This is a genomic window from Pandoraea eparura, from assembly GCF_902459725.1.
Taxonomy (GTDB): Bacteria; Pseudomonadota; Gammaproteobacteria; order Burkholderiales; family Burkholderiaceae; genus Pandoraea; species Pandoraea eparura.
Genome location: NZ_CABPSH010000001.1, coordinates 653,705 through 666,220, shown reverse-complemented (window position 1 = coordinate 666,220; position 12,516 = coordinate 653,705). Strand labels below are relative to the sequence as shown.

The 12,516-nt window shown below is 64.4% G+C and carries 8 protein-coding genes and 2 pseudogenes; 2 read left to right on the top strand and 8 right to left on the bottom strand.

The window, feature by feature from the left end; translation table 11 throughout:
• Positions 1-162 precede the first annotated feature (162 nt).
• From PEP31012_RS02960 to PEP31012_RS02930, 8 genes and pseudogenes are all read right to left on the bottom strand, one after another.
• Positions 163-1,152 carry a DUF2894 domain-containing protein gene (locus PEP31012_RS02960; protein WP_150587822.1) on the bottom strand — a complete coding sequence of 330 codons (990 nt, stop codon included), beginning with the start codon at positions 1,150-1,152 and terminating at the stop codon, positions 163-165.
• A complete protein-coding gene (locus tag PEP31012_RS02955) occupies positions 1,145-1,813 on the bottom strand; it encodes an OmpA family protein (RefSeq protein ID WP_150587821.1) in 669 nt (222 codons plus the stop codon). Before PEP31012_RS02955 ends, PEP31012_RS02960 begins: the two co-directional genes overlap by 8 nt.
• Positions 1,810-4,464, bottom strand: coding sequence for a DUF802 domain-containing protein (locus tag PEP31012_RS02950; protein WP_150587820.1), 2,655 nt, complete (start codon positions 4,462-4,464; stop codon positions 1,810-1,812). The genes PEP31012_RS02955 and PEP31012_RS02950 overlap by 4 nt, the downstream gene beginning before the upstream one ends.
• Positions 4,445-5,242: a DUF3348 domain-containing protein gene (locus tag PEP31012_RS02945; RefSeq protein ID WP_150587819.1), complete on the bottom strand. Its 798-nt coding sequence runs from the start codon at positions 5,240-5,242 to the stop codon at positions 4,445-4,447. The genes PEP31012_RS02950 and PEP31012_RS02945 overlap by 20 nt, the downstream gene beginning before the upstream one ends.
• Positions 5,243-5,359: 117 nt before the next feature.
• Entirely contained in the window at positions 5,360-6,343 is a 984-nt protein-coding gene (locus tag PEP31012_RS02940; protein WP_150587818.1) for a glycoside hydrolase family 191 protein, read from the bottom strand.
• Positions 6,344-6,833: 490 nt separating this feature from the next.
• Positions 6,834-7,157: pseudogene (locus PEP31012_RS23865) on the bottom strand (M14 family metallopeptidase); the annotation flags it as partial.
• Positions 7,146-7,369 (bottom strand): annotated as a pseudogene (locus PEP31012_RS02935) (isocitrate/isopropylmalate family dehydrogenase); the annotation flags it as partial. The pseudogenes PEP31012_RS02935 and PEP31012_RS23865, both read right to left, overlap by 12 nt.
• 129 nt (positions 7,370-7,498) lie before the next feature.
• Entirely contained in the window at positions 7,499-7,996 is a 498-nt protein-coding gene (locus tag PEP31012_RS02930) for an Lrp/AsnC family transcriptional regulator (protein WP_150588065.1), read from the bottom strand.
• Positions 7,997-8,491: 495 nt separating this feature from the next.
• Between PEP31012_RS02930 and PEP31012_RS02925 the strand changes: the two genes are divergently transcribed.
• Both PEP31012_RS02925 and acs read left to right on the top strand, forming a co-directional pair.
• Positions 8,492-10,123 (top strand): methyl-accepting chemotaxis protein, encoded by a 1,632-nt coding sequence (locus PEP31012_RS02925; RefSeq protein WP_174978083.1) that lies wholly within the window; start codon positions 8,492-8,494, stop codon positions 10,121-10,123.
• Positions 10,124-10,194: 71 nt separating this feature from the next.
• Positions 10,195-12,177: an acetate--CoA ligase gene (acs, locus tag PEP31012_RS02920; protein ID WP_150587816.1), complete on the top strand. Its 1,983-nt coding sequence runs from the start codon at positions 10,195-10,197 to the stop codon at positions 12,175-12,177.
• Positions 12,178-12,516: the final 339 nt, after the last annotated feature.

Below are 12,516 nucleotides of genomic sequence, written 5' to 3'. Positions count from 1 at the left end.
CGTGGCGTCGGGAACGGGCTCAATTATCCCTCGGAACGCCCTCGACTGGCAAGTTGACGCCCCGCGCACGCCCGGCAAGCGGTCTGCCTGAGCGCCGGCGCGAAGCCCGCACGTTGGCCCTTGCCGCGCCGCTGCTCGCCGGGGATTCGCGCTGGATCGACGTTAGCGCGTCTTCGTGCGCGGCGGCTTGGCGGCCACGCGAGCCGCCGGCTTGTGGCCGAGCGCGCCGGTGGTCTCCATGTCTTCGAGCCACGAGAGGGCGTCCGCGTGGCGCAGGAAGTGCCGCAGATAGTCGGGCGAGATGTCGTGCATGAGCGAGAGCGCGCGGTGCACCAGATGGCTGGAGTTGAGCGGTCCGGCATTCTCGGGCACCTGGGCGAGCGACTGACGCAGATTGCCGTCGGTGCTCAGCTTCGACCACGTCTCGCGGAAGTATTCGAGGACATCGAGGTCTTCGAAGGCGTCGTCGGTGGCGATGACCGTCGGTGTAAGCGCTACGGGCGCGGGCGGCGTGACGGGGCGTGTCGGCGGTGCCGTGGCCCCGCTCACCGGCTGAACGGCGTCGGTGGCGCTTGCGTTGGCGCCAGCGCGGAGCGTCTGGCCAGGCGGCGTTGCGGCTTTGGCGGCGCGAGACGTGGTCGGCGGCGCGGGCCGTTCACGGGTTCCCACGCGTTGCGCAATGCTCGCCGTCAATTCCGCAAGCGGCGAGACGAGACGTTGTGTCGTCGGGGCGGCATTATCGGCGGATGCGGCGGATGCGGCGGATGCGGCGGGTTCAGCGGATGTGGCGGATGCGGTGGATGTAGCGGATGTAGCGGGTGTGGTGGATGTGGCGGAAGCAGCGGGTGCCGCAGATGCAGCGGATGTGGCGGTTGATGAGGCGGATTCGGCAGACACGGCAGATTCGGCCCCGGTCGCGCCAAGCGACTGTGCAAACGCGTTGACGAGTACCGTCAGACGTTCATCGAGCACGCGCCGCACGTCGCCACGAAAGGCACGGCTGCGCAGCGCCAACGCTTCGATGCGATGAAAGCGCCCCGGGTCGCGTTTGTCGGCCCCTTGCGCGCGCCACACGGCGAGCTGCTCGGACAACATGTCCGATACCTCGTGCGCCTGCGCGGCGGCGGCCTCGGTGTGCGTCTCGTCACGCATGGGGCTTGCCCGCGTTGCTGGCACTGCTGCGCGGCATCGGCGCGATTTCCACGCGGCGGTTCTTCGCGCGACCGGCTTCGTCGCGGTTCGACGTGACGGGCTGCTCCGAGCCGAACGCCGCAGAGAAGATCGATGACGGCGGCACGCCTGCGGCGATCAATTCGCGCGTGACGGTGAGCGCGCGCTGGGCCGACAACTCCCAATTGTCGGCAAATCGCCGGTTTGTCTCGCGCACCTGCTGATCGTCGGTGAAGCCGCTGACCATAAGAATCTCATCGCTCGCCCGCAGATAGGCGGCCAGCGGTGTGGCCAGGCTGCGCAGCACTTCGCGGCCCTGCGGCTGCAACTGGTCCGAGTTCAGCGCGAAGAGCACGTTCCCGCTGATGCCGATGCGACCGTTCACGAGCGTGACGCGTCCGCCCGCAAGGGGGCCGGCCAGCGCCTTCTCGAGGGTCTCGCGGCGTTGCGTTTCGGCCCGGCGCTCCTTCACCTCGCGATCGAGTTTGGCGGACAGTTCGATCTGCACGCCGATCACGCCGAGCATGATGAGCACGAACGCGCCGAGCATCACCGACATCAGGTCGCCGAAGACGGCCCATGTCGGCGCGGCGCCGCCGACCTCGCCGCTGTCGCCGATCTCCGCGTCGAAATCGTCTCTCATGCTGCCGCGCTACCCGGTTGTGAACGCGTCTGCGCCAGTTCCTGAAGGTTTTCGAGGATCTGCTTCTGCGACATCACGCTCAGTTCCACGACCTCGCGCGCTTGCGCAACGTAGTAGCCGAGTTGTTCGTCGCTGCGCGCCATCGACTTGTCGAGGGCGGCTTCGATGCGTTGCAGATGGTCGAGCAGTTGCGAGTTCGATTCGCCGAACGATTGCACCGCGGCCCCGAAGGCATCGCCGAGACTTGCGATTTCCACCGCGCTGCCCGTGACCTGCGCCGACGCGGCCGCGAGCTTCTCCGTTTGCGCGGCGATGGCGTCGCCCAGATTCGAGCCGGCACGTTCGAGCAGTTGTGCGGACGTCGTCACCAGGTCGTCGACGGCGGCGCGTTGCTCGTTGCCGGCGTGCTTGACGGTGTCGAGCAGCGTGCCCAGCGTGTCGAGCAGGCGCGAGCGCTCTTCGAGCATGGCGTTGTCGCGCACCATGCTGTCCGAGAGCTTCTGGCGAAGCTCGCCGATGATCTCGGCGGCGGCCTTCGGCGCCTCGGACGCGGTTTGCACCAGACGCGAAATTTCGGCAAGCGTGTCGCTGGCGTGGGCGCGCGTCTGTTCGGACATCTCCAGCGCGGTGCGCGCGAGTGTGTCGCAGATGGCCTGTTGCTGGCTGGCGTTGTTCGCACCGACCTGCTGCCATTCCGAGCGCAGCGTGGCGAGCGTGCCTTCGAGCGTTTGCGTCCACGCGGACAGGCGTTGCGTTTCGCGCTCGGCCGTGGCGTCGTGATGGGCCGCGTTGGCTTCGTGAAGCGCTTGCAGCAATGACGCGCTGTGGTCCGTGAAGACGCTGGTCGTCGCGGCCACGAGTTGCTGATTGCCATTGGCCAGCCGCTCGCTCGTGCGTGTGTGTTCCGCGATGGCGTCGCGCCACGTTTGCGCGACGTTGGCCGATGTCGAATCCATCTGCGCGGAGACGCTTTGCAGCAACTGCGCCGCGCGTGCCTCGAAGGTGTCCGCAAAGCGGGTAAGCGCGCTCGCCAGATCGCGGGCGAGTGCGTCGTTGGCGGACTGCTGCGCGGTGAGGGCCTGCTTCCACTCGCCGGACACGACGCTGGCCGTTTCAGCCACGCTGTGCATCGCGCCTTCCGTGCGCAAGCTGACGCCGTCGATCAAATGCGCCGAGCGTTGCTCGAAGGTCTCGGTGAAGCGTGCGAGCGCGGCGCCGAGTTCGGTGTTCAGGGCGGCATTGGCCTGCTGTTGCAGCGCGATCGATTGATCCCACGCCTGGGCGACGCGCTCGTGCGCACCGCTGACATTTCCGCTGGCGGCGTCGAGCTTGGCGGCTACGTCGCCGAGCAAGGCCGTGGAGCGCGCTTCGAACGTCTGGGCGAAGCGTTCCAGCGCGACACCGAGGTCTTGCGTCAGGGCGTTGTGCGAGCGCTGCTGTTGGGCCAGGGCTTGCTCCCATGCCTGCGCGACGGTGGTCTGTGCCGTGGCGATGCTGCCGGTCGCATTGTCGAGACGGGTGGCGACGTCGTCGACCAGTCGGGACGAACGCGTCTCGAACGTTTGCGTGAATTCGCCCAGTGCGGCGCGCAGATCGGTGGCAAGCGATGCGTTGGTGCGCAACTGGGCGTCGAGCGAATCCTTCCAGACGTTTGCCACGCGCGCGGTCGTGGCCTCGAAGCGATCGGACAGGCCGTCCATCCGATCCTGCATCGCGGTGGAAACGGTCTGATGCCACGACGCCGACTCACGCGCGAGGCTGGCCATCGTCGCCTCGACCTCGGGGCGGATGGCGGCACCGGCGGCATTGGCCGTCGTCGCCACGCTGTCCTTCAGATACTGCTGCATGGCGCTCGTGAGTTGCGCGTACGAGGCGTCGGTCTTGGCGTGCAGGGCGTCCTGATTCGCGACGAGCCGCTCGCCGAGCGTCTGACTCTGGCGCTCCATGGCGGCCATCATGTCCTGCAGACGGTCGACGAGGGCGGGCATGACCGCCGCTTGCTGCTGGAGCAACTGCAGCGTGGTTTCGCGCTGATGCTGCTGCGAGAAGCCGCGCAGCGTCGTGACGATGCGCGCGTCGAGCGATTGCACGACCTGGGCGCGTTGCTTGCGGGCGAGCGCGGCGAGCAGACCGAGCATCGCGGACGTGGCGACCCCGGCCACCGACGTGCCGAACGCAAAGCCAAGGCCTCGGACGGGCGACGCGAGCGAGGCGCGGATGGCTTCAAGGTCGGTGGCGCCTTCGAGCGCGAGCCCGGTGCCGCGCAACGTGGCGGCCATGCCGAGAAAGGTGCCGAGCATGCCGAGCAGCACGAGCAAGCCGACGAGGTACGGCGTGAGGGCGGGGCCGGGCAGGCCGACGCGTTCACCTTCGACGCGCAGACGCACAGCGGTGCGCAGGCCGGCCGGGAGTGTGTCGAGCCACGTCGGCAGCGATGCGGGGACCGCGTTCAGGCCGGAGACGGCGGTGGCGAGGGCATCCGTCGCTTGATGGAAGCGTTTGAGTTCGAGGGCGCCGAAGAGATAGACGGCGGCGATGAGCAGGGCGACGGCCAGCGCGAGCGGGTTGGTGCCGGCATAGCCGATGGCGATCCAGCCGACGACGGCCAGCCCTGCGACAAAGGCAACGAGATCAACGAGGTAACGGGTCATGTTGTCCGGGTTCACTAACGTTTTCGCCGGGGGTAACCGACGCGAGGGCGGCGATCAGCCCTTCGATCGGTTCGAGGCGTATATCCAGTTCCGCGAGCAGAATGCTCTGCATGTCCCGGTGAAAGATGTCGAGCCACGTGCCGGCGGGCGCGAGCGGCGGTGCGCCGGGCACACGCGGGGCGGCCATCGCGGCTTGTTCCGTATCGCGCAGCCGCACGAAGTGCCCTTCGAGCAGATTCGGCACGCCAGCGAGAAGTGTGCGCTCACGCGCGGCCATCACGCGTTCCATGACGGCGTCGACGCTGGCGAGGCGGGCGGCGTGCGGTGCGAGCCGCGCCAACTGGCCGCGCAGGCGGGTGCGCAGGGCGCTGATTGCCGTATCCATCGTCTGCTGCGACGTTGCGTAGCGTTGGCGATAGGCGGGAAACTCCGCGAAGGACGCTGCCCGTTGACGCTCGGCGGCGCTCAGGGCGCGGATCTGTCCGCCGGGCGCGGCGGACAGGCCGCAATCGCGGGCGATGGCGGCGGCGAGGTCGGCGCGCACGCGTGCCAGTTCGCTCGCCGGATCGTGCGCAGCAGTACGCGCGCCGGGCGTTGCGGCCGGCGGAGCGGATTTGAGGGCCGACGACAGGGCGATGGCGTCGGTCCAGCCCAGCCACTGACTCATGCGGTCCGAGAGCGACGGCGCGGCCTCAGGCGGGGCGAACGTGCTCAGACGGGCCAGCGAGCGTATGAGTGTCGGGGCGCTGATAACGGGACGCCGGGGCACTTGCACCATTTCACTGGGGGGTCGAAAACCCAGCAGTTTACACTGCGCGCGCGCCTCGCTCGTCCTTTGACGGTCCTTCGCCTGTCCTTTGCCCGCCCGTTGACGGTCTTTCCCCTGCCCGGCGCCTCAGAAGCCCCAGTAGCACACCACGTTCTGGCCGGCGCTGGCGTCGCTTACGGACGGGCTGAAGCCGTGCGCCCGACTGCGGGCGACGACGATTTTCGCCCGATGCACGTTGCTGCATCCGCCGACGTAGTCGAGCGTGCCGATCCAAAGCTTGCGTCCTGACGCGCCGGGGCGAAGTTGTGCCCACTTCTGGAGTTCGCGCTCGACGTCGGCGTCGTGCGTCGGCGCGTAGACCTCCTCGTGCGCAATGCCGTCGAGCAACGACGCGAAGGCGACACCGCCGGTGATGCCTTGTCGCGTTGCCGAGCCGGTGGCGTTCTGCATGACGAGGATCTTGTCGGGAAACGCTTCGCGAAGTTCTCGCACGAGATCGAGCGCGCCTTGCTGGCAAGCAGGGTCGCACGGGCCGTTGCGGGTACGCGTGCCATGCTCGATCAGTTCGAGATTGTCGAGATAGAAGCCGTCGACGCCCTGCGCAATCAACCGCGGCGCGACGTAAGCGACGATGAGCTTGCGGTACGCCGGGTCGGACGGGTTCATCCAGGTCTCATCGCGGTAGCCGTCGTAGCGGCCCAGATGCGCGCGGTGGTTGCTGCCGCAGGGGACGAAGCCGGCCGGGGCGTGGTGCCAATACGATCGAAAGCGCTCGCAGGCGCCGAGATTGAGATAGCTGATGACGCGGTTCTTGCCGCCGGCCTTGAGCGAGGCGATTTGTGCGGGCGTGACGTTGCCTTGATCGGGATCGGCGTCGATATCGATGAGCCGGAAGGTGTTCGCCATGCGTACGAGGTCGAGGCGGGCGATGTTGCCGTAGTAGCTGACCCACGGGGCGCCGATGCCGATATTGCGTCCGGTCGGTGCGCTGGCGGCTGCGCGGGGCGGTGGGGCTATTTGCGCGGACGCCACTGAGGCCGTGAGGGCAAGAAGGGCGAGAAGGGCGGAGAGGGCGCACAGAATGCACAGAACGCAGCGAAGCCATAACATCGCGGCTCGCCCACGATGTGGGACGCCGTGTAGACCGACCTGCCGGGCGTGAGTCGCCATGGAGGCGATGGACGCAAAAAAGCCGTCTGCAAGACGGCTGATCGATGAGTGCCGCGAACGCTGCTGAAGCATGCCGTGGAGCGGGCGACGGAAACAAAACACTGCACCCAACCCATTGATTTAAAAAAGATTTGTTCTGTTTTCCCAACGGGAACAGAAGTTATTATGTACCGCCCCGTCCTTCTTCGGCAAGTAAAGCTGTCTGCTCACATCTTATGACGGCCACCCACTGCCACCGAGGTTTGGCCATCGTGCGGCTCCAGAGAATGCTCGACCGTGTCCGATAAGCCGAGCCATGGTTCGTTGGTTCAGGAAAATCCCTCACTGAACAGTAGGAACATGCTGCAAGCAGATCCGTGCGAACGAACGATAGACGGCGCGTCGATCAGGTCAGCAGATAGCGGAGTCGCACCACGGTCGCGCCGGGCCTCAACTGCCATCCGTCCGGCAAGTCCATCGGTTCGACAATCCTGTGCAAGACGAGTAAGCGCGCCGCGACGTCCTGGGCGACGGCGAGGGCAGCGGCTTCCCAATGCTGGGCGCATTCGATCAGCAGAGCATTCTTTGAACTGTCCGGGTCGCTGAAGCCGGCATAGTCGCGCGTGCGCCGACCCCTTGGGTGTCTCTCGTCGCTGATGATCCAGTCGGGCACAGCGAGCTTGCGTGCGAGCGCAATCCCCTTGTCCAGCGGACCACACACTGACAGCGGCGCGGCACGTTCATGCATGGAGTGCAGGTCGAGCAGGAAGTCCAGCATCATCGCATCCGACCAGATCATGCCGATGGGATTGGCGATGTTCTTGCCGAAGGTGTCGGGCGCCGAGCCGTACACGGGTTCGAACAGCGAGGGGAATGTGCGCTCGGGGTTCAGCTTCGCCGACTGCGCCAGGCCAAGCCGAGGTCGGACAGGATGTCGATGTGCTGCTTGTCCGAGGCGGTGTTCGGATAGCGCGACGCCATCTCGGCCTGTAAATGGAGAAAAACCGTTTTTTTGGCGCGCGTTCAGCATGTTGTGCGGTGCTGGCAGTACGGCAGCAGCCGGCAAAGGACGCTGGGCAAGGTTTGGTGCAGTTTCGGAGGAGGGGCGAAAACCCTTTACTCTTCGTGGTGCAAAAATAGCTTTTCGATCGGATAGTGGTTCTTGACGAAGGGCGACTGGATCACGATGTAGCTGAAGTACTTCTCGATGTTGATGCTCTGCCGGAGCACGTCCTCGGCGATGCTGTGGTAATGCGCCACGCTGCGGGTGACGAACTTGAGCAGGTAGTCGAAGCCGCCGCTGACCAGGTGGCATTCGACAACCTCGTCGACGTTGCGAATGGCGGCTTCGAACTTGGCGAAATCTTCGCGGTGGTGGTCCGACAGCGTTACCTGGGTAAACACCACCTGCACGTCCCCCAACTTGGCGAGCTGCACGTGGGCGCCGTAGCCCGTGATGTAGCCAGCCTTCTCCAGGCGCTTGACCCGGATCAGACAGGGGCTGGGCGACAGCCCGACCGCATCGGCCAGGTCGACGTTCGTGATTCGGCCGTTGAGCTGCAGGTGGCTGAGGATGTGAATGTCGATCCGGTCCAGTTTTGGCGTATCAGGCATCATCTTTTTCCATCGCTCTTTTGAGGTCGCTTGAAGCTCGCAGCCATGTTAGCAGGTGGGCCTAGCGTCGTATATCGAGATGTCGCTGCTCGGTCTTGGCAGGCCGTCAAGAGTCGGCGCTAGCACAGGTGGCGAGGCCTGCGGACTCGGCGTGCGCGGTGCTTGCGCCCACGCCTGCCGGCGCGATCCGGCGCGACGGCGCTTCCTCGTTTGCCATCTCGCCCATCAATCCGGCGTTCTTGCCATATCGGTCAGCGGCCTGTCGGCGCCGCAAGTGAGGAATGCACGGAGTAACGATGTGACAAATCCGGTCATGGTGAGTATGGCTCGGCGTTAGATTCTGCGGGTGTGACGCAAAACCATCGGAAATTGCGCTTGTGAGAACGATTTGGCATTTTCTGCTGCATACCCCGTGCGACACTGAATTGCAGCCCGATGGCTGCCCAAAGGTCGGCCCAATCCGGCATCGACATTCCCGCACGAAGAGAAGGGCCAATGAACATGACCATCAAATCACGTCTGATTGCGGTGATCGCATTTCTGTCTGTGTTGGCGGCCGGCATAGGCATCCTGGGCTTGCACGGCATGAACAGGTCCAACGACGGATTGAAGGCAGTTTATGAGGGCCGCACGCTGGCGCTGGAAGAGCTCTCGAAGATCGATGCGCTTTTGCTACACAACCGGCTCGCCCTTTCGCTGGCGATAGTCGATCCGATGGTGGATGTAAAGGCCGAGTCCGCGCGCATCGAGAAGAACGTTGCCGAGATCGACACCACCTGGCACGCCTACCTGGCGGCGACTCTCATGTCGGACGAAAGGCATCGGGCGGAGAAGCTGGCGAGCGACTGGTCACGGATGGATGCGCAGAGCATGCTTCCCGCCGCATCCGCCCTACGCAGCGGCAACGTGGAAGCGGCAAAGGCGGCGCAGGACAAGCTGCAGGCGTCGGCGCCTGCCATCGTGCAGCAGCTCGACGCCTTGCGAAAGCTTCAAGTCAACGGCGCCCGCGAGGAATACGAACGTGCGGCTGCACGCTATGCAATGCTGCGCAATTCTGCGGTGACGGTGATCGTGCTCGGGACGCTGGCCGCGGCATTGTTTGGCTATTTCCTGATACGCAATATCTACCGCGACCTCGGCGGTGAACCGCGTTACGCGGCGCAGATCGTGCGCGGCATTGCGGCCGGCGACCTGACTGCGAAGATCGCGCTCATGAAAGGAGACAGCGAGAGCCTGTTGGCAGCGATGCACACGATGCAAGGCAATCTCACCCAGACCATTGGACAGATCAATCAAGCGACGCACGCAATCGACGAAGCGTCCGAACAGGTCGCATCAGGCAGCACCGATCTGCGTGAGCAGACCGAGCAACAGGTTTTCTCACTGAAAGAAACCGCTTCCTCGATGAGCGAGATGGCGTTGACCGTCAAGCAGAATGCGGAGAATGCCCACGAAGCGAACCGCGTTGTCGTTTCCGCATCCGAAACGGCGCAGAGAGGCGGCGCGGTAGTGGCCGAGGTGGTCGACAAGATGGAGTCGATCAATTCTGCGGCAAAGCGGATCGTCGACATCATCAGCGTGATCGACGGCATCGCTTTCCAGACGAATATCCTGGCCTTGAATGCTGCTGTGGAAGCGGCACGTGCCGGTGAGCACGGGCGGGGCTTCGCCGTTGTCGCCGGCGAGGTGCGCAACCTCGCACAGCGTTCCGCGAGCGCCGCCAGGGAAATTAATGAATTGATCGACGATTCCGTCGGCAAGATCGATGCCGGTGTTCAGTTGGTGCGGCAGGCAGGGGGAACGATGAACGATATCGTGGAAAGCGTCGGGCGCGTGACCCACATCTTCAGCGATTTCGCGACCGCAAGCCAGAAGCAGACCTCCGGTATCGATCAGATCAGTCAGGCGATCGGCCGGATCAAGGCCGTCACGCAAAGGAACGCCGTGCTCGTGGAGGATGCAGGGAGTGCAGCCGAGTCGTTGCGCGACCAAGCGGTCAGATTGTCGCAACTGGTCACAGTGTTTCGACTGGACGAGGTTCCCGCCATTGGGAGCGGCCGCTCGTTGCCGGAGGGTGGCAGCGAAACCAATGCCATATCGCTACTGCGCTTCGCTGCCCAACGCTGAACGGCAGGCCACCGGAGAATGGGACTGCTCTTGTCGATATTGTTATCTGCAAAAAAATCTTTTGAGGAATCATGGCCGACTTCGCCCCCCTGAAGCAGGAAACCCACATGTTCGAACCGCCTGCGAGCTTTGTGAAGAATGCAAACATCTCGGGCATGGACAATTACCGCGCCATGTGCGCGGCCTCCGAACGTGACTACGAAGGATTCTGGGCCCAGCACGCGCGCGACCATCTGTTCTGGCACAAACCCTTCACCAAGGTCCTTAACCAAAACGACGCCCCGTTCTACCGCTGGTTCGAAGACGGGCAGCTCAACGTCTCTTATAACTGTCTAGACCGCAACCTGCAGAACGGCAATGCCGCCAAGACCGCAATCGTCTTCGAGGCCGACGGCGGTCAAACGACCCGGGTCAGCTACAAGGAGCTGCACGAGCGCGTTTGCCAGTTCGCCAACGGACTCAAGTCGCTCGGCATCCGGAAGGGCGACCGGGTCGTCATCTACATGCCGATGTCGGTCGAAGGCATCGCCGCCATGCAGGCCTGTGCCCGCATCGGCGCCACCCACTCGGTGGTGTTCGGTGGCTTTTCGGCCAAGTCGCTGCAGGAACGCATCATCGACGCCGGCGCTATCGCCGTCATCACCGCCGACGAGCAGGTCCGCGGCGGCAAGCACCTGCCGCTCAAATCCATCGTCGACGAAGCGCTCGCCTTGGGAGGCTGCGAGCACATCAAGCACGTCGTGGTCTACCGGCGCACCGGCGCCAACATCCAGTTGGCCGAAGGGCGTGACAAGTGGCTGCACGACGTGCTGGCCAGCCAATCCACGGCATGCGAGCCGGAATGGGTCGACGCCGAGCATCCGCTGTTCATCCTCTACACCTCGGGCTCGACCGGCAAGCCCAAGGGCGTCCAGCATTCGTCCGGCGGCTACCTCCTGTGGGCGGCGCTGACGATGAAGTGGACCTTCGACATCAAGCCCGACGACGTGTTCTGGTGCACCGCCGACATCGGCTGGATCACCGGCCACACCTATATCGCCTATGGCCCGCTAGCGGTAGGCGCGACCCAGATCGTGTTCGAAGGCGTGCCGACCTACCCGAACGCCGGCCGCTTCTGGGACATGATCCAGAAGCACAAGGCCACCATCTTCTATACCGCGCCGACGGCGATCCGCTCGCTGATCAAGGCTGCCGACGCCGATCCGGACGTGCATCCGAAGAAATACGACCTGTCGTCGCTGCGTCTGCTCGGCTCGGTCGGTGAACCGATCAATCCGGAAGCGTGGATGTGGTACTACAAGAACGTCGGCAACGAGAACTGCCCGGTCACCGACACCTTCTGGCAGACCGAGAGCGGCGGCCACATGATCAGCCCGCTGCCGGGCGCCACGCCGATGGTGCCGGGTTCCTGCACCTTGCCGCTGCCCGGCATCATGACCGCCGTCGTAGACGAGACCGGCCAAGACTTGCCGAACGGGCAGGGCGGCATCCTGGTGGTCAAGCGCCCGTGGCCATCGATGATCCGCACCATCTGGGGGGACCCGGAGCGTTTCCGCAAGAGCTACTTCCCGGACGAGCTCGGCGGCAAGACCTACCTCGCCGGCGACGGCGCGGTGCGCAATGAAAAGACCGGCTACTTTACTATCACCGGCCGCATCGACGACGTGCTCAATGTCTCCGGCCACCGGATGGGCACGATGGAAATCGAATCGGCACTGGTCGCCAACCCGATCGTCGCCGAAGCGGCAGTGGTCGGCAAGCCGGACGAAACCACCGGCGAATCGATCTGCGCCTTCGTGGTGTTGAAGCGGGCGCGCCCCACCGGTGACGAAGCGAAGCAGATCGCCAAGGAGTTGCGCGACTGGGTCGGCAAGGAAATCGGCCCGATTGCCAAGCCCAAGGAAATCCGCTTCGGCGACAACCTGCCGAAGACCCGTTCCGGCAAGATCATGCGCCGTTTACTGCGCGTGCTGGCCAAGGGAGACGACATCACGCAGGACGTTTCCACGCTGGAGAACCCGGCGATCCTGGCGCAGTTGAAGCAGGCGCAATAAGCGGTGCCATGACTGACTACATGAGGGAAAAAATGAATCTGAAGCCGGAAGAAACCGGAAAGGCGTTGGCAAAATAGAGAGTTGTGAACCCGCCCGCTTTTTCGGGCCAGACTAACTTGGGATAGCTCCGATTTATAAAGCTCGTGCAGTCTTCTTGCTGAATGCTTCGGAGCTTTCTTAGCCCAGACTGGAAAGCGGACGGGCCCGATTGTAATGCTGCCGCCAGCCCTCGATCACGTCGATTGATATTGGCGCGTTATTGGCCAGTGCCATCAAAATCAGACGGGACGAGAAAATTTGCACCGTATTGACCGGTGGGAACTGGGGTTCATGCGACTT